Annotated in this window: 19 protein-coding genes; all 19 read left to right on the forward strand. The window is 36.0% G+C overall.

Annotated features, from left to right (window positions below; all coding sequences use genetic code 11):
• The first annotated feature begins 27 nt into the window (after nucleotides 1-27).
• The 19 genes from Q4D72_RS03110 to Q4D72_RS03200 all read left to right on the forward strand — a co-directional run bounded on the left by Q4D72_RS03110 (nucleotide 28) and on the right by Q4D72_RS03200 (nucleotide 21,119).
• The gene (locus Q4D72_RS03110) at nucleotides 28-1,305 is read left to right on the forward strand and encodes an oligosaccharide flippase family protein (protein ID WP_303075956.1); all 1,278 of its coding nucleotides are present in this window, start codon (nucleotides 28-30) and stop codon (nucleotides 1,303-1,305) included.
• Nucleotides 1,298-2,437, forward strand: a complete 1,140-nt coding sequence (locus tag Q4D72_RS03115) for a CapA family protein (protein ID WP_303075957.1) — start codon at nucleotides 1,298-1,300, stop codon at nucleotides 2,435-2,437. The genes Q4D72_RS03110 and Q4D72_RS03115 overlap by 8 nt, the downstream gene beginning before the upstream one ends.
• Before the next feature lie 67 nt (nucleotides 2,438-2,504).
• On the forward strand, nucleotides 2,505-3,461 hold the full coding sequence (locus Q4D72_RS03120; protein WP_303075958.1) for a N(5)-(carboxyethyl)ornithine synthase: 957 nt from the start codon (nucleotides 2,505-2,507) through the stop codon (nucleotides 3,459-3,461).
• Nucleotides 3,462-4,604 carry a RimK family alpha-L-glutamate ligase gene (locus tag Q4D72_RS03125; protein WP_303075959.1) on the forward strand — a complete coding sequence of 381 codons (1,143 nt, stop codon included), beginning with the start codon at nucleotides 3,462-3,464 and terminating at the stop codon, nucleotides 4,602-4,604.
• Nucleotides 4,605-4,723: 119 nt separating this feature from the next.
• Nucleotides 4,724-6,175 (forward strand): lipopolysaccharide biosynthesis protein, encoded by a 1,452-nt coding sequence (locus Q4D72_RS03130; protein ID WP_303075960.1) that lies wholly within the window; start codon nucleotides 4,724-4,726, stop codon nucleotides 6,173-6,175.
• Between the two features lie 10 nt (nucleotides 6,176-6,185).
• Nucleotides 6,186-7,541 carry a hypothetical protein gene (locus tag Q4D72_RS03135; RefSeq protein WP_303075961.1) on the forward strand — a complete coding sequence of 452 codons (1,356 nt, stop codon included), beginning with the start codon at nucleotides 6,186-6,188 and terminating at the stop codon, nucleotides 7,539-7,541.
• Entirely contained in the window at nucleotides 7,541-8,695 is a 1,155-nt protein-coding gene (locus tag Q4D72_RS03140) for a glycosyltransferase family 4 protein (protein ID WP_303075962.1), read from the forward strand. Before Q4D72_RS03135 ends, Q4D72_RS03140 begins: the two co-directional genes overlap by 1 nt.
• Before the next feature lie 12 nt (nucleotides 8,696-8,707).
• Nucleotides 8,708-9,484 (forward strand): glycosyltransferase family A protein, encoded by a 777-nt coding sequence (locus Q4D72_RS03145; RefSeq protein WP_303075963.1) that lies wholly within the window; start codon nucleotides 8,708-8,710, stop codon nucleotides 9,482-9,484.
• Between the two features lie 91 nt (nucleotides 9,485-9,575).
• Nucleotides 9,576-10,340, forward strand: coding sequence for a glycosyltransferase family 2 protein (locus tag Q4D72_RS03150; RefSeq protein WP_303075964.1), 765 nt, complete (start codon nucleotides 9,576-9,578; stop codon nucleotides 10,338-10,340).
• Nucleotides 10,341-10,454: 114 nt separating this feature from the next.
• Complete coding sequence (locus Q4D72_RS03155) at nucleotides 10,455-11,609, forward strand: glycosyltransferase family 4 protein (protein WP_303075965.1); 1,155 nt, start codon at nucleotides 10,455-10,457, stop codon at nucleotides 11,607-11,609.
• A gap of 27 nt (nucleotides 11,610-11,636) precedes the next feature.
• Nucleotides 11,637-12,632, forward strand: coding sequence for a glycosyltransferase (locus tag Q4D72_RS03160; RefSeq protein ID WP_303075966.1), 996 nt, complete (start codon nucleotides 11,637-11,639; stop codon nucleotides 12,630-12,632).
• Nucleotides 12,633-12,642: 10 nt separating this feature from the next.
• A complete protein-coding gene (locus Q4D72_RS03165; RefSeq protein ID WP_303075967.1) occupies nucleotides 12,643-13,608 on the forward strand; it encodes an ATP-grasp domain-containing protein in 966 nt (321 codons plus the stop codon).
• Nucleotides 13,598-14,239 carry an HAD family hydrolase gene (locus Q4D72_RS03170; protein ID WP_303075968.1) on the forward strand — a complete coding sequence of 214 codons (642 nt, stop codon included), beginning with the start codon at nucleotides 13,598-13,600 and terminating at the stop codon, nucleotides 14,237-14,239. The genes Q4D72_RS03165 and Q4D72_RS03170 overlap by 11 nt, the downstream gene beginning before the upstream one ends.
• A gap of 122 nt (nucleotides 14,240-14,361) precedes the next feature.
• A complete protein-coding gene (locus tag Q4D72_RS03175) occupies nucleotides 14,362-15,654 on the forward strand; it encodes a hypothetical protein (protein WP_303075969.1) in 1,293 nt (430 codons plus the stop codon).
• 8 nt (nucleotides 15,655-15,662) lie between these two features.
• On the forward strand, nucleotides 15,663-16,292 hold the full coding sequence (locus Q4D72_RS03180) for a sugar transferase (RefSeq protein WP_303075970.1): 630 nt from the start codon (nucleotides 15,663-15,665) through the stop codon (nucleotides 16,290-16,292).
• A gap of 5 nt (nucleotides 16,293-16,297) precedes the next feature.
• Complete coding sequence (locus Q4D72_RS03185) at nucleotides 16,298-17,332, forward strand: ATP-grasp domain-containing protein (RefSeq protein WP_303075971.1); 1,035 nt, start codon at nucleotides 16,298-16,300, stop codon at nucleotides 17,330-17,332.
• A 64-nt stretch (nucleotides 17,333-17,396) separates the two neighbouring features.
• Nucleotides 17,397-17,999 (forward strand): acetyltransferase, encoded by a 603-nt coding sequence (locus tag Q4D72_RS03190; RefSeq protein WP_303075972.1) that lies wholly within the window; start codon nucleotides 17,397-17,399, stop codon nucleotides 17,997-17,999.
• 5 nt (nucleotides 18,000-18,004) lie between these two features.
• Nucleotides 18,005-19,129 carry a DegT/DnrJ/EryC1/StrS aminotransferase family protein gene (locus Q4D72_RS03195; RefSeq protein WP_303075973.1) on the forward strand — a complete coding sequence of 375 codons (1,125 nt, stop codon included), beginning with the start codon at nucleotides 18,005-18,007 and terminating at the stop codon, nucleotides 19,127-19,129.
• Nucleotides 19,130-19,178: 49 nt separating this feature from the next.
• A complete protein-coding gene (locus Q4D72_RS03200) occupies nucleotides 19,179-21,119 on the forward strand; it encodes a nucleoside-diphosphate sugar epimerase/dehydratase (RefSeq protein WP_303075974.1) in 1,941 nt (646 codons plus the stop codon).
• Nucleotides 21,120-21,374: the final 255 nt, after the last annotated feature.

The following is a 21,374-nucleotide window of genomic DNA, read 5'->3' on the forward strand; positions in this document are numbered from 1 at the left end:
TCTAACTTATACTAATAAAACATAGAATTGTTACAGAAATTCAAAAATATTTTCAATTCAAAAGAACACAAGGTTTTACTAGAAAACTTTATATCATTAAGCCTACTACAAATAGTAGGTTACGTTCTGCCTTTTTTTACTTTACCGTACATAGCTAAAGTCATTGGCGTTGAAAACTTTGGAACTTTGGCTTTTGCCACATCGGTGATAGTTTTTTTTCAAACCCTTGTTGATTACGGATTTAATTACACAGGAGTTCGAGATATTGCAAGAGTAAAAGATAATAAAGAACAAACCTCATTCATATTTTCTAAGATTATGATTGCACGGTTGGTTCTTACAGTAGCAAGTTTCTTACTACTGCTACTGATGATTTTATTTATTCCTCAATTTCAAAGAAATTCAACAGTGTTACTGTGTACTTTTTTACTAGTACCTGGATATGCCATATACCCAGAGTGGTTTTTCCAAGCTATTGAAAAAATGAAGTACTCATCTGTTATATCAACCATTATAAAAATACTTTTTACCGCTTCTATTTTCATTTTTGTCAGAGAACGAGAGGATTACATATACATACCTATAATCAATGGGTTAGGTTTTTTTGTTGCTGGCATAGGAGCTTTTTATTTTATTATAATCAAGTACAAATACAGATTTGTCAGGGTTTCCGTCAAGGATATTTTTAATGCAATTTCGGGGAGTACGAACATGTTTATTTCTCTAATTCTACCAAACTTATACACCAATATGTCAACGATATTTTTGGAGAGATTTTGGGGTAAGTTTAGCACTGGTATTTTCGACGCCGGGAATAGGTTTATAAACATAAGTCAGCAGATAACAAATGTTCTTTCCAGGACATTCTACCCTTTTCTATCAAGAAGAATGGACAAACATTCCTTCTATGAAGTAATGAGTTTTTCTATCAGTGTAGTGGTATCATTAGTTCTGTTTTTTGGAGCAGATTTCATTGTATACAATTTTTATAGTCCTGCATATTCAGAGGCGGCTACAGTTATAAAAATTATGGCTATTTCTCCAATATTTATCTTTATGATGAATGCTTATGGCACCAATTATCTAGTTCTCAAGGGACAAGAAAGAATACTTAGGAACATTATTGCAGCATGTTCACTCTTTGGCTTTTTTGCAACTTATGCCCTTGTAGTAAACTATAAGCATATTGGAGCTGCAATATCTATCACCTCTGTATGGGGCATTAGAGGAATAATTACATATTATTATGCTAGAAGAATCAAACTACAGAAAAACACAATGAACATTAAACATAAAAATGAATAAAATGGTCAGCATCTTAATTACAGCAGACTTTTGTCCAAACGAACGAGTTACAGATCTAGTGGAAACGTTAGATCATCATTCTATTTTCAATGATTTCATTGATGATATAAGAAGTTCTGATTTAAGCATTACAAACTTGGAGTGCCCTGTAATTGACAATAATAACATTTCCAACACAAAAATTAAAAAAATAGGCCCTTCTCTTTCTACAACCCCAAAGGCAATTGAGATTCTAAAAAAAGCAGGATTTAATCTTTTAACTCTGGCTAATAATCATATTATGGATTATGGAGCATCTGGACTAAATACAACAATAAAACATATCAAAAATAGAGGAATAGATTTTGTTGGTGCAGGTAATAATTTCTATGAAGCTAGAAAACCCTTTTATTTTTCAAAAAACAACATCACTATTGGGATTATAAACATCGCCGAAAATGAATTTTCTACAACAAGAGGAGAACTTCCAGGAGCAAACCCTTTGGATAATGTAAGAAACTATTATGACATTCAGAAATGCAAAGAAAACTGCAATAAAATTATTCTAATATATCACGGAGGGAGTGAAGGATTTCAGTATCCAACTCCAAGAATGAAAGAATTATTCAGATACTACATTGACTTAGGAGTAGATGTTGTAATTAGTCATCATACTCATTGTTTTAGCGGATTTGAAACATATAAAAACAAACATATATTTTATGGTTTAGGTAATTTTGTATTTGATTGGAAAAACCTAAGAAACAATAAATGGAATTATGGATACGCCGTTCGATTGAATTTTGACAATCAAAATCAAAACTTTGAAATCATACCTTACGTGCAAAACAATGATATCGTGGGTGTACACAAATTAAATGACGAAAACAAGAAAAACTTTTTTTATGAAATTAGTGAGATTAACAAAATAATCCTTGACGATTCTTTATTAAAAAAACAGTTTGACCAGCTAATTTCAGAAAGAAAAAGTGAATATTTTTTTGCACTACAACCATATAACAATCGAATTTTAAATGCCCTCTACAGAAGAAAAATAATACCAAACATCTGGAACGTGAGTAAAAAAAACTTTCTGCTCAACTGTATTCGCTGTGAGTCTCATAGAGACCTAATTATGGGAGCTTTAAAATAGCCATTTACTAAATACAACCCAGTTTTGACATTTTTTAAAAAACAGTTAAACTTTAAAACATAACAGAATGAAAACAGTTGGTTTCCCAATCAGTCAAAAAAAGAATGAACGTCGAAGATGCTTAATCCCTTCTGACATAAAAAATATAAAACACAAATCTCAAATTTTCATCGAACAGGGATATGGTGATGTCTTGGGATATTCAGACAATGATTACAGAAATGAAGGCGTAAACATCGTCCCTCAAAATGAGGTTTTATTGAAAAATATTATATGTGACGGAAAAATAGGTGATGCTGCTTATTTAAATCAATTAAGAGAGCAAACCATATACGGATGGGTGCACGCCGTACAAAACAGAAACGTTACAGACACACTGATAAACAATCAATTAACAGCTTATGCTTGGGAAGATATGTTTGAAGATGGGCGTCATACATTCTGGCGAAATAATGAAATTGCAGGTGAAGCAGCTATAATTCACGCATATACACTTCACGGGTTGTTCCCCTATGACACCAAAGTAGCGCTTATTGGAAAGGGAAATATCGGGAGAGGCGCCTTGAAAATCCTTACCTTTATGGGAGCTGACGTAACTGTTTACGACCGAAAAACCGAAAAACTTTTTCAGAAAGAACTTCATCAGTATGACGTGATTGTAAACTGCATTCTTTGGGACACTTCTCGTACTGACCATATTATATACAAAGAAGACTTAAAACGACTAAAAAAAGGAACCTTAATAATCGACGTTAGTTGCGATCGCAGTGGAGGCATTGAAACCTGCGTACCTACAACCATGACCGAACCTACTTACGAGGTAGACGGTATTGTACACTATGCCGTAGATCATACACCTTCTATTTTCTACAGAACAATCTCAAAAAGTTTGAGCGAAGTGGTTTCAAAAACTATTGATCAACTGATAGAAAACACACCTAACAAGACATTAAAAGAAGCATTAATCGTTGATAATGGAGTGATTATAGACCAAAGAATCAACAAATTTCAAAACAGAATATAAATGAAACTTATTGACCGAATTAAACAAACGGGACTATACCATAAATTCCTCCAATCGAAATTTGCCAAAAATTTCTATCTGAAAAGGGGAGTTATTTTAGATGCCCAAAAAATAGAGGAAAGACTAAATCAAGCTCCTGCCTTGTTTTTGAAAAGCCCCTTAACAAAAAAGATAAAAGTAGGCATCGTAAAAGATGGTATCGTGAATATTGAAGGCTACGCACATCGTAATAGTTCGTGGATTTTTTATGAAAAATTCCTAAAAAACAATCAGATTGACTATCAATTTTACGACATATACAAGCACGACTGGCTTGAAGTAGCCACTGAGCTTGATATCATTATGTGGCATACCTATTCTTCTCCCATTGATATGTACATTGCCGAATCAAAAATTTATGTATTGGAGAAGATTTTGAAGAAAACTTGTTTCCCTTCTTTTCACGAAGTGTGGCAATATGAGGATAAAAACAGAGCTATCTATATGTACAAAGCCTTAGGTTTGCCTTTAATCCCAACCGTTATTTCAAACTCAAAGACGGATGCTTTATCACTTGCTGAAAAATCAAGCTACCCAATGATTTACAAAACATATATCGGTTCAAGTTCAAAAGGAGTTACCAAAGTAAATAGTTTATCACAATCAAAAAGAATTATTGGTAAAATTTTCTCACACAAAGGACTTGAAACTGTGTATCCGTATTTCAGACAAAAAGACACGGTACTTTTTCAAGAGTTTATTGCCGACGCCCAATATGACTTGCGAATTATGATGATTGGCAATAAGGCTTTCGGTTATTACCGATATCCAAAAAAGAATGATTTTAAGGCATCAGGCGCAGGCATTTACGAGAAAAAAGAAATCCCAAAAGAGGCTTTGAAAATTGCTCTCGAAATTAAAAACAAACTCAATTCAAGATTAATGGGCGTAGACTTGCTTTTTTGCAATAAAAGCAACCAGTACAAAATAATTGAAACCTCATTGTTTAATCAGGTTGATACGCCTGAACAATTGGTAATCAATGGAACAGCAGGATATTACGACACAAGTACGGATAATTTTGAATTTAAACCGGGGAAGTTCTGGATACACGAGTTGGTAATGGAGCATATCATTGAGGAACATTTACGTTCTTCAACCTAAGAAAAAACACCATTCTTGTAGAAAGACGCAAAAAAGTCAGTTTGTAGCAAATAATAAAACACACAAACTGCTTTCATATCAGGTGAAACACACCGCAACACAAAGAGATAGGAAGTTTAATGAAAGACAGCCAACACATTTCAGGTTCTAAGGTTTTTTCAAGTTTTTTATGGGTACTGGTCGAAAAATTTGGGTATAGCGGCATTAATCTGCTTTGTACTCTTGTTTTGGCAAGACTCTTAACACCCTATGAATTTGGTTTAATCGGTGCGGTAACCATCATCATTTCCATAGCCAATATGATTGTGGAATCAGGTATGGGAGCTGCTCTAATCAACAAAAAAAATGTAACACAATTGCATTATAACACAATGTTCACTTTTAATTTACTTATGAGTATATCATTGTGTGCAATTATATACTTGGCAGCCCCATACATCGCATCTTATTTTGGAAAACCTATATTGAAAGATGTAGTTCGTGTGCTATCAATAACTTTGTTTTTTAATGCATTAACCATCATTCAAAGGGTTGTATTAATTAAAAAACTGCTTTTTAAAAAACAATCGTTCATTTCCATAGCCTCACTTAGCATTTCTGCCTCTTTGGCTGTTTTAGCGGCTTACAATGGTTGGGGTGTTTGGGCTATTGTTGTGCAATTGGTGTTGTACTCTGTTTTGTTTTCGGTGATTATTTTTTTTGTTATTAAATATATTCCCAAACTGCAATTTTCATTGACTGCGTTTAAGGAACTATTGAGTTTTGGAGGGCCTGTTATAGCATCATCTGCCATTCAGGTAACCCACAATGACATTATATCGTCGGTTATTGCCAAAGTGTACAGCATACAAACAACAGGATTTTATGCACAGTCTGAAAAATTGATAAGTTTTCCAACATATATTTTTCGTTCATTGTTTGATACGGCGGCATTTCCTATTTTATCAAAGACAAAAAACCGAACCGAATTCAAAAATATATGCTCACGAATCAATCGGGGAGTTTATTTTTTGGCATTCCCCTTGTTATTAACAATCCCTTTCAATTCGGAAAAAATTATTCATATTGTATTGGGAAAGCAGTGGAGCCAAGCCTGTGATATTTTTACCATTTTGAGTGCCGGAGTGATAGCCTTATTGATTAATGTTGCTACATTTAGTGTATTGAAGTCATCTGGCCAAGTAAAAACACTACTAAACTTAGGAACAGCGAAAGCACTTATCGGGCTTGCCCTGCTGGCGTGTAGCGTAACCTTCCCGATAGAGATATTATTATACGGGATTATTTTTACAAACCTAACAACATCATTTATGGCAATATACTATGTACATCAAACAACGCTCTATAATGCAAAACAACAAATTAAGGACATCATAGAGCCTTTAACCATTGCCTCGTTGGCGAATGTGGCAGCATTTACAATGATAAAAACGGTACATATTGAGCACGAATTTATTAATCTACTTACCTATGTTGGTGTAGTACTCGTTATCGTTATTGTTCAATGCCTGTTGTTTAACGTTGAAGAATTAAAATTCATAATCCAGAAAGTGAAAAGACATAAAATATAAAATCAACACGATGAGAATTATTGTATCAATTATTTGCTTAATTACCATTGGTTTTTGTTTAGAGTTTAACGAAAATCGAAACTATCCGTATGTTGTGTTTCTTCCTGTTTTTTTACTAATTTTCAACATATTGGGACACTGGGCTTTTCCTAAATTAAAGAGAAGTATTGTGTATTACTCTTTTTATTTTCAGGCAATTATTAGATATTGCCTCATTCCGTTAGGGATAGCTTTAGGTAATCCGTTAGGGGTTGGTCAGCATTCATTAAACGGAAGTACTGCCATTTTTGTAATGGGCATTGAACTATTAGCAATTTTTATGTTATTTCTATACCAAAACACAAAGGAAGGAAGTCAAGAATCTCCAAACATAATTCTCATCTCAAAAAACTACTGGATTTACTTGTTTGCCGGAGCGATGTTCTTGATAATAGCATCTTCGGGTTTTCTTAACAAAGTAAATTTTTTAGGCAATTTTGCCAGCTATGTTGAAAAATATGAAGGCACCGGAGAAGAAGTGGAATTTGATAGTATTGGAGGAGTTCTCTTCGGTCCTTTTAGGATTATCATCTTACTGATATTTGCCAGTTTCATTTTAGGAGCTAAAAAATTAGGGCGTTTTCAAAAACTTATCGGGCTCATTATTTTGATGGGTGCAATGTCATCATTCATTATCGGAGCAAGTCGTCTGAGTATTCTTTTGTTTATATTGCCGTTTTATTTGGCTCTTAACACAATTTTAGACAAACAATCAAGAAAGTTTGTTGGCATAGGACTACTCAGTTTAATGATACCAGTATTATTATTTGCTTCTTTGGCTAAATTCACACGGGGAGATACCGTAGCTACCACAGATAGTATTTTAAATACCAGCAGTTTAAATGCTTACTTTGCGGGTGTAGGAAACGTAGCGGTAGGCATTGACACCTTTGAAAAACAAGAAAATAAAACATACGTACTGTCTCTTGTGAATGATCTTTTTCAGAACATCCCGTTGTTGTCAAAAATAACCGATGACACCTACAAAACCAATATGGCATTTAATAAAGAAATTTTCGGACACTCATTATGGCAGACCCAAATTGTGCCATTAAACATCTCCGGACTGTTTCATTTTAACATTTACGGCGTGGGATTTTATGCCGTTTTGTGTCTGTTTTTAGCAATGCAACTTGAACAAAAAGCCAAGCGTGAAGCTTATCTACCGTACAAATATGCTTTCTATAGTTTAGCTATTGCACTCTCTATGGTGTTTATGCTAAATTTGGGTTCAATGATGGCATCTATTTTCCGAACCTTTATTTTTGTATATTTGCCCTTTGCAGTAATGAGAATTTTAAACAAAACAAAAGTAGTATATCACTAATGAGAATCATTTTTTTAGAAGTAACTCAAAATCTTGGTGGAGCGCAAAAAAGCACCCTTGAGCTGGCCAAACGCCTAAAAATTTTGGGTCACGAAGTTTTAATTGTGGATCTTTGGGGATGCTCTCAATCTTTTATTGACGCTATAAATGCCGCTCATCTGCAATGGATTGTACTATCTCCAAGGAAAGAACCTTTCATCATAGCTAATAGTTCTAAATTAAAATATTTTAAGAATATTGTTACGTATTTTTTTCTTGAAAAAAAATACCGGTCACTTTTTGCAAAAGTTACCAGAGAGTTTAAACCCGATGTAGTGGTCACGCACAACACAAAAGCACTTAACCTATCAGACCCTAATGCAAATTATAAAATCGACTTTTTTGCGCGAGGTTGGAATGATTACAGAAGCTTACCCAGATTAAGCAAGCAAATTTTTAAACGGTTTCACAACATTCGTTTTTTAACCGTATCACAGGCTACACGCCAAGCCGTCTTTACGGGAGGACTTGCTGAATTAAGAAACATAAAAGTTCTGACAAGTGTCATCGAAACCCAAGTTTTTAATGAGTACACACCAATATACAAGCCTTTCAATAAAGAAAATCCCATCAAAATATTATTCTCCGGAGGTTTTTTAAAAACAAAAGGGCAGCACGTGTGTGTTGAAGTTGCCAAAAAATTAAAAAAAATAGGAATCCCCTTCAAAATGTGCTTAACGGGAATTGTTTACAAGGGTGAAGGTTCAAAAAAATATCATCAAGCTATTTTAAATTTCATTGCTAAAAATGACCTAAAAGATTGTATTGACATTGCTCTAAACCCTCCAAACATAATGGACTATTTCAAACAGTATGATGTTTTGATTCACCCTTCAGCAACCGAAGGGTTGCCCCGAGTTTGTTTAGAAGCCTTGGCTTTTGGCAAACCCGTCATCGCAAACCCAGTGGGGGGGGTTACCGACGTGGTCATACACAACCTGACTGGATTTGTAACGGATTTCAATGCTGTTGACCAATATGTTGATTACATTATGAGATATGCTGATCATCAAGAATTATACAAAGCTCATAGTTCAAACGCGCGATTATTAATTCAACAAAATTATCTTGATTCCAATCAATTCGAAAATATTAAACAAATTTATCCCATATAAAACAACTATCTTTTGTTAGTATCAATTACCATACCCGTTTATAATAACTTAGAGGGACTAAAAAACTCTCTCCAAACTGTTGTGGAACAAACATATCCAAACTGGGAGGCAATTGTTGTGGACGATGGTTCCTTAGAAAATCATAAAAGCATTGTTGATGCTATCAACGACAACAGAATTCGTTTTTTTAGATTTGAAAAGAACCAAGGGCGAGCCATCGCTCGTCAAAAAACACTCGAAATGATTCAAGGAGAATATTGTGCTTTTTTGGATGCCGGTGATTTCTATGAAAAAAACTTTTTGGAAAATGCTGTAAACATTTTATTAAAAAACAAGCATTTAATAGGTGTTACCCAAACAATGAAAATTGTATATCAAGGCAAGGTATACTATTCTTCTTTTGATGAAGATAAATGCATTGATATCAAATCTAATGATTACCAAGAAGTCCCTTTTGCTTCTACCATCATTAAAGCATTTTTTTTAAACCAAATCTCACTTGACATATCCTTAAAACATTCTGAAGACAGGTACTTATTAAATCACATCGCTTCCAATAATCATGGAAAAATAATGTTGTTGAACACAAATAGCTACGTATATAATCAGGATGAACAAAACGCAAAACTATCAACAACTTTGCGAAAATATTCCTACGAATCCTTGCGACTTTTGAAAGATAAAAAATATACAAAAACAGTGTTGAATATTTTTAAAACACTCTTTATTGTGCTATTCCACTCTGTATTTGGTTATCAAAAACTACTTGAATTCAGATACAAAAAATAATTTTAACTCCATACAAAGTTGACCTAATTAAACAACATTGGTCAAAAACTAACAATAATTTTTATAACAAAAACCAAATTTTAAAAATATTATGATTAGCTTTTCAGTGGTTATTCCGTGTTACAACAGTGAAAAAACAATAGAAACCTGCGTTCGGTCGGTATTTTCACAACATTATCTACCAAAAGAAATCATCGTCATTGATGATGGCTCTCACGATAAATCCCTATCAATTTTAAAAAATTTACAACAAGAGTGTCCAAAATCTGTCCTCTTTTTGGTAATTACACAAGAAAATTCAGGACCTTCCACAGCAAGAAACAACGGGGTAAAAAAGGCTTCTTCTGAATGGATTGCCTTTCTTGATTCCGATGATTTTTGGACAGATAATAATTTAAATATTGCGAAAAACTTCATTGAAAACGACCAAAAAGGCTATTCCTTAATCGGAAAAAAAAGCAATCAAAAAAGTTTTTCAGAAGTAACTTTCAATCAATTACTTTTCAAAAATGCGTTCCAAACTTCAAGTACCATTGTCAAAAAAGAATGTTTATTAAAATACCCTTTCAATGAAAAACAAAAATACTCAGAGGATTACAGAACATGGCTTCTAATTTGTTATGAATACCCGACTTGCACAATAAACGGTATCAATGCTCATCCCGTAATAAATCGAAAATACTCATTCTCAGGTGGTGGACTCTCATCTAAATTATGGGAAATGGAAAAAGGTGAATTGAACAATTATTGTTTCTTGAAAAAAACGAATCGTATTTCTGTTTGTAAGTTAATTATCATTTCATCCTATTCAATGTTTAAATATGGAATCAGGTTATTATCGAAATTATTCAGATAGTTGAAAGATAAAAAACATCTACATTTTTGCTCAACATTTACAATATGACAGATTAAAATCAGTTTAATGTGTTTTTAATTATTTTTTTTCATACTTTTACCACAAAAATAAGCAATGATTAAACTTTTCCGAACATCTACCGTACCTGTTTCACTTGACGTTCTCCTAAAAGGGCAATTGAAATTCTTAAACCAACATTTCAATGTAACAGCCATTTCAGGAAACGGAATTGGTTTAGACAATGTAAAAAATCGTGAAGGCGTAAAAACCCATCCCATCACGATGCAACGACACATCTCTCCTATCAAAGATTTTGTATCGCTAATAAAGTTATTTCTATATTTCAAAAAAGAAAAACCGCTAATCGTTCACTCCATAACACCCAAAGCAGGGCTTTTGACTATGTTGGCCGGAAAATTAGCCGGAGTGCCCATCCGAATTCACACCTTTACGGGACTTATTTTTCCAACAAAAACCGGAATAATGCAAAAAATATTAATCCAAATGGATAGGTTACTTTGTTGGGCAGCTACACAAATTTTCCCCGAAGGACAAGGTGTAAAAAACGATTTAGTCAATCACAAAATCACTTCCAAACCCCTAAAAATCATCGCAAACGGCAATGTAAACGGAATTGATTTAGACTTTTTCAATCCCAACAAAATCAGCCCAGAACAGCAAATTAAACTAAAACAAGAACTCAACATTCAACCTGATGATTTTGTTTTTATTTTCATAGGAAGGCTGGTTGGCGACAAGGGCATTAACGAGCTTATTCAAGCATTTATTGAACTTAATAACCCTAACACCAAACTTTTGCTTGTAGGTCCGCAAGAACGGGAGTTAGACCCGCTGCAACCCCACACCATCAAAAACATCGAAAACCACAAAAACATCATATCGGTAGGTTTTCAAAAAGATGTACGCCCCTATTTGGCAATTTCGCATTGTTTAGCATTCCCAAGTTACCGTGAAGGCTTCCCCAACGTGGTGATGCAAGCCGGCGCGATGGGCTTACCAAGCATCGTTTCAAACATTAACGGTTCCAACGAAATTATTATAGAAGGGCAAAACGGAACTATTATTCCCGTTAAAAATGTAGAAGAATTGAAGAATAAAATGAACCTATTCATCAATGACGCTACCTATTTTGAAAAATTGAAACTAAACTGTCGTAGAATGATTGCTGAACGCTATGAACAATCCGTCGTTTGGCAAGCTCTTTTGGAAGAATACAACAAGCAAATAGCTTCTTATAACCAAAAATAACAATTTTTCTTTGTTTTCCTGATTCTTATGAAGTTATCAATCATCATACCCGTATACAATGCCGAAAAATATCTTGACGGTTGCCTGTCAAGCCTTTTCGAGCAACAGCTTTCGCCTGCTGATTTTGAAATTATACTGGTTAATGATGGCTCAACCGATAACAGTTTGCTCATTTGCAGTAAATTAGCTGAAAAACACACAAACATCAAAGTTTTTAGCCAAGAAAATCAAGGGCAAAGCGTTGCCCGAAACGTAGGGTTAAAATACGCACGCGGAAAATATATTTACTTTATCGACTCTGATGATTATCTGAAATCAGGATATTTAAATACATTATTAGAAATCATTGAAAATGAAAATCTTGACTTTTTAGGTTTTCGGTTTTATCACACCTCGCAGCTATACACCCCTTCAACCCAAACAGAAAATCTGCAAATTGAAATTGAAGGTAACGGACTGCAAATCATCAGTGAACACAGTTATTACAACGGTTCGTGTTGGTTTATTTTTGAGCGCTCCATCGCTCCAAACTTGTTCTTTGAAGACGGACGCCTGTGTGAAGATGTCATTTTCACAACCCAACTATTGTTAAAAGTCAAAAAAGGACGTGTGTACAGCAACCAAATTTATGCATATTTCACCAATAATGAATCTACCGTACGCACCAAAAACCCGAAACGGCTACGAAAAATAAATGACGATATGTTTTACGTAGCCGACAGATTCAACAGCATTATCGACAGTGTAAACAGAAACGATTACCCAAAGGCTTTCAACCGATTACGGGCAAGGCAAGAATCATACGCATATTTTGCAATAATTCGTGCCATCAGAGGAAAAAGAAATTTCAACGAAGTGAACAAGCAGCTTTCCGTTTTAAAAAACGGAAAATATGCAAGTTACCCTATCCGAAATTTTACAACCAACCGATTCATTGACAGGCTAATCAAAAAAGTAATTAATCACAAACCATTGCTTTACATTACCATTCAATTAAATCATTTATTTTCTTTTAGCAGATAACACAATACTAATGAATAACATACTCATCACTTCCGCAGGGCAGCGGGTTTCACTTGTAAAACACTTTCAAAAAGAAATAAAATCCTTAAATTCAAACAATAAGGTTTACACCGTCGATGCCTCCCCTGAACTGGCTCCCGCTTGCATCATTGCTGACGGTTACAAAAAAGTTTGTCACGTAACAAACCCTGACTATATTCATAACTTATTGAATATATGTAAAATATGGAACATCAAACTCATTATTCCTACCATTGACACCGAGCTTTTGATTCTTGCTCAAAACAGAGAATTATTTTTCAACAACGGCATCATTCCTGTGATTTCGTCACCCGATTTTATAAAAAAATGTCGCAACAAACGAATAACAAATCAATTTTTCACAGACAATAACATTGATGTTCCACGCATTTTTCAAAAAGACAATCTCGAATTTCCGTTATTCATAAAACCGTATGACGGCTCGGCAAGCAAAGGCTCTTTTCGAATCAACGACGCTTCTGAAATCACTGATTATCACCTCAACAACCCAAAACTAATGTTTATGGAATACATTGATAATTCATACGAAGAATTTACCGTTGATGCCTACTATGACAAACACAACACCTTAAAATGCCTCGTGCCTCGCAAACGAATTTTTGTCCGCGCCGGTGAAATTAACAAGGGTGTCACCCAAAAAAATGAACTTGTAGACTTTATCAAATCCCGATTAGGAAAAATTGACGGTGCCGTAGGATGCCTTACAATGCAGTTTTTCTTTCATCCTGAAACAAAACGAGTTATCGGCATTGAAATCAACCCCCGATTTGGTGGCGGATACCCGTTGAGTTACTTGGCAGGAGCTAATTACCCCAAATACCTCATCGACGAATACATTCTAAATCAAGAAATTAAACCCTTTGACAATTGGGAAGATAAATTGTTGATGCTCCGCTATGACGATGAAATTTTAGTACGAAATTATGGAGCGTAAATACATTATTTTCGATTTGGATGATACGCTGATTTACGAAATTGACTTTCTTAAATCGGCGTACCGTGAAATTGCTCGGCTTGTTTCCCGAAACGATGCAAATCTGTATGCAAAAATGTTTGATTTATACTCCCAAGGAGAAAATGTTTTTGATTTTTTAACAGCTGAATTTCCCGTTTTTTCAAAAGAAGAACTACTGACAATTTACCGAAACCACTTCCCTACCCTAACGCTAAATGACGGAGCAGAACCCATATTCAATCTCTGTAAATCAAATAATTACAAAATAGGTTTAATTACCGACGGGCGCTCAATCACCCAACGAAACAAACTAAAAGCCGTTGGCATTGAGTCAATTTTCGACAAAATCATCATTTCGGAAGAATTCGGAAGCTCCAAACCTAACAAGCAAAACTTTTTGGTATTCCACCAACCCGACATAAACAGCTATTTCTACATTGGCGACAACCCAAAAAAGGATTTTACCGCACCCAATGAACTCGGTTGGCAAACCGTTTGTTTGCTCGACAAAGGCAATAACGTTCACAAACAAAACTTCGACATCGAAAAAAAGAATCTTCCAAACCATAAAATACACAACCTTAACGAGTTATCAAATCTCATTGTGTGAAAAATTTCATAATTTTTCAGTTTCATTTACCCAGTATTAAATAATTTTATACCTTTGCCAAACCGCTGAGTGAAAAACGTTTGTTATATCACAAAACACCATTATAACAAGGCATAAACACTATGAAAAATATCAGATATTACCTCTTTTGGGCGTTGGATACACTAACTGGTGGCAAAAAAAGAAAGCACTATGATGAAATTGCACAAATTTATCATCAAAAAGGTGATTATAAAGCAATTAAAACCAAAAGACTTAATGATATTTTAACCTATGCCTGCAAAAATACTGCCTTTTATAAAAATTTTGAGCCCAATAATCTGAGTAGTTTCCCCATAATCAACAAAAAGGTGGTTAATGAAAATTATGACGATTTTTTCTCAAAAGAATTTGTAAATAAGAAAAATAAATTGCGAATGATGACAACCAGCGGTTCCACAGGTGCTACATTCAGGGTGTATCAAAATCCTGAAAAAGTGTTGCGAAATAAAATGGACATTCTGTATTTTTATCATATTGCTAATTACGACATAGGTGACCGAATGTATTCGCTACGAATATGGACGAACATCAACCGAAAAAGTTGGTTTACGCAACTAAAAGAAAATTTTAGAATGTATGACACTTCAAGTTTAAGCAAAGAAGGTGTGCTTCAACTTGAAAAAATGGCAAAGCGTGACGGTAACACAAAAGTACTCTCGGGCTATGCCTCTACTTTTGCCGAGTTAGTGCGCCATTTGGACACACAAAGCCGAAGTGAAAGCAAAAAATGGAACGTAAAATCCATCATCTCAATGGCAGAAGAACTGCTTCTGCACACCAAACGGGAGCTCATTGACATATTCAAATGCCCTGTGGTTTCGCGGTATTCAAACCAAGAAATGGGAATGTTCGCCCAACAACCGGCCACGGGCGAAGATTATTTCCTAACCAACGAAGCAAGCTATCACTTTGAGTTTCTGAAATTAGACAGCGATGATCCGGCTCAGGAAGACGAACTCGCCCGCATCGTAATTACGGACTTGTTCAACAGAGCAGTGCCGCTTATTCGTTATGAAACAGGCGATTTATGTACCTTCGGAATTAAAAACAACCGAAAATACATTAAAACCCTGCAAGGCAGATCCAACGACCTTTTAAAAAATAATGACGGCGAGCTATTGCCTCCATACCTCATTATTTACACCTTGTGGCACTTTAAAGGCATCGTACAGTTTCAATTAACACAAGAAAATCTAAATTTAGTACGTCTGAAATTAATGCATCAGTTTGAAAACAAGAACGAAACTTTCAAGCAAATTGAAGCTAAATTAATGGCTGTTTTTGGTGAACAAACCACCATACAAATAGAGGAAGTTTCAGAAATTCCGACAGAAAAAACAGGAAAACGAAAATTTATTATTTCAAAAATATAAACTAAAAAATGTACAAAAATTACATAAAACGGTTAATCGATTTTTTTGCCGCACTTTTTGGGCTGATTTTTCTATCGCCCATTTTCATCGTGGTAATGATTGGCTTGTTTTTTGCCAATCAAGGAAAACCTTTTTTCTTTCAGAAAAGACCCGGTTTGCACAACCAAATCTTTGAAATTATCAAATTCAAAACGATGAATGACAAAAGGGATAAAAGCGGGAAACTACTCCCCGACGCCCAGCGGCTTACCAAAATCGGTGCATTTGTGCGGAAAACATCACTTGATGAAATTCCGCAATTAATCAATGTGTTAAAAGGCGATATGTCACTAATAGGTCCCAGACCATTACTGGTGAAATATTTACCGTATTACACTAAAAGAGAGCAATTACGACACACCGTAAGACCCGGAATTACCGGACTTGCGCAAGTCAACGGCAGAAACAACGTTAGTTGGGACGACAAATTGGAAATGGACGCAAAATATGTGGACGAACTCTCTTTCAGCAACGACGTAAAAATACTACTTAAAACTATTCAAAATGTTGTTTCTCAAAAAGATATAGTCGTAGCAAGTTGTGAAAGCAACGACCTTGATGTTGTGAGAAGCAAACAGAAGACAATACTTAAAGAATAATCATTATGAATATCCTTTTCACCTGTGCAGGAAGAAGAAACTATCTCATTAACTATTTCAAAGAGACCTTAGCTGGTCAGGGAAAAGTTTTTGCCGTTGACAAACAACTTTGTGCCCCCGCACTGGCTGATGCCGATGTGGCGATTCAAGTGCCAAACATATACGACAAAAACTATATTCCTTCCATAATTGACATTGTCAAGAAAAACAACATCAAAGCGATTATTTCGCTCAATGACTTGGAACTACCCATTCTTTCGGTTTGGAAAAAAGACATTGAACAATTCGGGGCAAAAGTTATCGTTTCAGATGAAAATGTAATAAAAACAACATTTGACAAATGGGAAACCGTAAAATTTTTGGAAAATATCGGACTTAAATCGCCCAAAACATTCATCACATTGGAAGATGCCAAGGCTGCTCTCAAAACCGGCGAACTTCAATTTCCGCTGGTAGTCAAACCCCGTTGCGGAAGCGCTTCGGTAGGCATTGAGTACGTTGATTCTTTCAAAGAGTTGGATATGGTTTACGAATTGCAAATGATTCGCCTCAAACGCACATTTTTGTCTGAAATCGCCAACAAAAGTTGCCTTGAAAAAGCTTTTTTAATACAAGAAAAAATAAAAGGAACCGAATACGGAATGGACGTTCTGAATGACTTTGATGGGAATTACGTAAATTCGTTCGTTCGCGAAAAAATATTGATGCGGGCAGGTGAAACCGACAAAGCCATTTCAGTGATTGACAACCGTTTTAATGCCATTGGTGAGGCTATCGGTAAAAACCTAAAACACATTGGCAATCTGGATTGTGACATCTTTGAAAGCAATGGAGAGTTGTATGTTTTGGAACTCAATCCGCGTTTTGGTGGCGGTTATCCCTTTTCACACGAAGCCGGCAGCAATACCGTGGCAACCTATGTTGAATGGCTCAAAGGCGGGACTGACATTGCTAAATTTTCAAATTACAAAGACGGAATCGCCTTTTCAAAATGTGATAGGCTTTTAAACGTTACCGGAAAAGTAAATATAACACGTTAAAAACAGTTACGAATTAATAAAATAACCAAATCAAAAAATTAAACCGTAAAAAAACTAAACAGAGATGATTTTATATGGTGCGAGCGGGCACGCGAAGGTAATTATTGACATTCTACAAAAAAATAACATTGAAGTCAGTAAGATTGTTGATGACGCCCCAAAAAACGCAAAAATTTTTAACATCCCCATTGAGAAATCCACTTTTTCTGAAAAAGAAAATCGACACGAAAAAGTGATTATTTCAATCGGAAATAATGATGCAAGGAAAAAAATATCAGAAAGACATCGCTTTGATTATCAAACAGCCATTCACCCAACAGCGGTAATTTCAAAGTTCTCAAAAATAGGAAAAGGAACCGTTGTAATGGCTAATGCCGTGGTAAATCCGGAAGCAGAAATAGGTGAACACTGCATCATAAACACAGGTGCCATTGTGGAGCACGAGTGCAAAATCGCGAACTTTGCACATATTTCACCCAACGCTTCCTTAGCCGGAAATGTTGAAATTGGCGAAGGAACGCACATAGGCATCGGAGCTTGCGTTATTCAAGGAGTAAAAATAGGAAAATGGGCTACCATCGGAGCCGGCGCAGTAATAATCAGAGACATTCCTGACTTTGCAACGGTGGTAGGGAATCCCGGAAAAGTTATAAAAATAAAAGAATGAAAAATATGAATTCAAAAGTATGGTTATCATCACCTCATATGGGGGGCAACGAGTTGAAATACATTCACGAAGCCTTTGACCAAAATTGGGTTGCCCCGCTGGGACCTAACGTAAACGGTTTTGAAGCGGATTTGGAGAGATACTTAAACCAAAACGTTAAAGTAGCTGCTCTTTCTGCCGGAACTGCCGCATTGCATTTGGCATTGGTGGCACTGGGCATCAAAGCCGGCGACGAGGTTATTTGTCAAAGTTTCACGTTTTCAGCTTCGGCAAACCCAATTGTTTATCAAGGGGCTACGCCCATTTTCGTGGATAGCGAACCCGAAACTTGGAACATCTGTCCGCAAGCATTGGAAGATGCCATAAAGAGCCGCATCGCCAGCGGAAAAAAACCAAAAGCCATCATCGTGGTTCACCTTTACGGAATGCCCGCCAAAATGGACGAAATCCTTCAAATTGCCAACAAGTATGAAATCCCCGTTGTGGAAGACGCCGCAGAGGCTCTGGGAAGCGCTTTCAAAGGACAAAAATGCGGAACGTTCGGTGAAATGGCAATCCTTAGCTTTAACGGAAATAAAATCATAACCACCTCAGGCGGAGGTGCTTTGGTTTGCAAAACTGAAAAACAGAAAGAACAAATCGTGTTCCTTTCCACACAGGCTCGCGACAATGCGCCTCATTATCAGCATTCACACATCGGATACAACTACCGAATGAGCAACATTGCTGCCGGTATCGGGCGCGGACAAATGGAAGTGCTTGATGAACGCATCACACAACGCCGTCAAAATCACTTTTTCTATCAAGAATTATTCAAAAATGCTGACGGAATAACACTATTTACCGAACCCAATGCCGATTATTTTTCAAATCACTGGCTTTCAGCAATTACCATCGATGAGAAAAAAACAGGATTTGACCGCGAAGCGTTGCGCTTGAAATTCTTGGATGACAACATTGAAACACGTCCGCTTTGGAAACCAATGCACCTGCAACCTGTTTTTGAAAAAGCACCTTACTACGGCGGAACTATTTCTGAAACTCTGTTTAACGAGGGATTATGCTTACCATCAGGTTCTAATTTAAGTGATGCCGACCGAGAGCGAATCGCAAAAATTTTCAATCGATAAAAAATTGGTTTTAACATACACTTTTTGAATAGTTTAATCACACTGAATAATGAACGTAAAAAAAACTAACAGCGAACAACGAATTATCGAACTTTCAAACTTTCGGTACCTACCCCGATGGATTGTCTTGTCTATTGACCTTCTCATCTGTGTAATTTCTCTGTTCGTAACCTTTTTCTTGCTAAGCGGATTGGGTATTGAAAATAACATTATTCCGGTTTATCAAAAATATTTGTTGGTAATCGGTGTAAATCTGTGTTTTATGCTTATTTTCAAAACCTATTCGGGGATTATACGGCACTCCACCTTTTTTGACCTGTTCAAAATATTGCTGGCAAACACAAGCACGGTGCTTATGTTGTGGTTTATTAACATCGGGAGCATCATTGCATCGGCACATCAATTGATTTTGAACACCACCGCTTTTCTGTACTTTACAATTTCATTTGTACTGCTCTCGTTTTTCCGATTATTCGTAAAGGAAATATTCCAGAAAATCAAAGAATTACGCCGAAGCTCATCAAAAAAGCGCATCTTGATTTTGGGCGTGGAAGAAGAGTCCGTTTCAATAGCAAATGCCATTATGGGAAATCCGAACTTGCCCTATGACGTGGTTGGATTTTTAACCCAACGCGAAGATTCAAACAATGCCGTTCTGCTCGGAAAACGAATTTACACCAAAGAAAAACTTCTAAAACACCGAAAAGAAGAATTAGGCATACACGGAGTGCTGGTAAATAAGAAAAATTTAACCAAAGAGGAACTGAACCAGTGGACAAACATCTTCTTGGAAAAGCGATTATTGGTATTAAAAACACCTTCATTACAAAAAATGCGCCCGGATGATAATATCAAAATCCGTAAAGTGCAAATTGAAGATTTGCTTAACAGAAAGCCCATTGTCATTGGAAATGAAGAGGTTAAAAAACGTCATTATCAAAAAAATGTACTGGTAACAGGTGGTGCCGGTTCCATCGGAAGTGAAATCGTACGGCAGGTGGCTACTTTCAGCCCTTCATTAGTCGTGGTTTTAGACCAAGCCGAAACACCGCTTTATGACATTGAACTTGAAATGAAAGAGAAATTTCCGCACGTTGCTTTTAAATTTGTTTTAGCCGACATTTCAAATTATGAGCGTATGGAAAGCGTTTTTGAAGAATACAATTTCTCGATGGTGTACCACGCCGCTGCCTACAAACACGTACCGTTAATTGAAGAAAATCCGCACGAAGCCATTTTGGTAAACATCCAAGGAAGCAAAAATCTGGCGCTATTGGCAAGCAAATTCAAAATCAATCGATTTGTGATGGTCTCTACCGACAAAGCCGTGAACCCGACCAACGTTATGGGAGCTTCAAAAAGGGCAGCCGAGCTTTTTGTACAAGCGCTTCAAAACGAAAAAGGAAACACCACCAAGTTCATTACCACGCGTTTCGGTAACGTATTGGGGTCAAACGGCTCGGTAATTCCGCATTTCAGAAAACAAATTGCCAAAGGAGGTCCCGTAACCATCACACATCCGGATATTGTTCGTTATTTTATGACCATACCCGAAGCCTGTGAATTGGTACTCCAAGCAGGAACAATGGGCAAAGGGGGCGAGATTTTCGTTTTTGATATGGGCGAACCCGTTAAAATTTTAAATTTGGCAACACGAATGATAAAACTTTCGGGCTACGAACCCGATGTAGACATCAAAATCGTGTACACGGGGCTTCGTCCGGGTGAAAAACTCTATGAAGAACTTTTGAGTGACGACACCAAAACCCTACCCACACATCACGAAAAGATAATGGTTTCAAAAGACCCAACAATGCCTTTTAACGAAATCGACGCCCTTTCAGCCAAGATAAGTGCTGCCGCCAAGTTAAAAGACAAAGTAGGTGTGGTGCGTATCCTAAAAGAAATCGTACGCGAATTTAAAAGTAACAACTCTATCTTTGAAGCTCTTGACAAAGAAATTAAAGAAAAAGAAACTGTTACCGAATAGTTTAAATAACACCAAATCTGCTTAAACTTTTATTTTTTTTAGAAAAAAGTTTAAGCAGATTTGGCTTTTATAAGACAAAAGTAAATGCTTTTAAATTGATGAGGGACACGTCATCCCCCAAAAAAACCGTATTTTTGTCACACGGATTTTAAACAAAAATAATTTTATGAAACTCATCAAAACCCTGTACGTTTTCTTGTTTTTTTTGGTGAGTTTTTCACTTAAATCTCAGCAGTATCCGGTTGATGTACAGGT

The sequence above is a fragment of the Capnocytophaga sp. genome, from assembly GCF_030532915.1.
Lineage (GTDB): Bacteria > Bacteroidota > Bacteroidia > Flavobacteriales > Flavobacteriaceae > Capnocytophaga.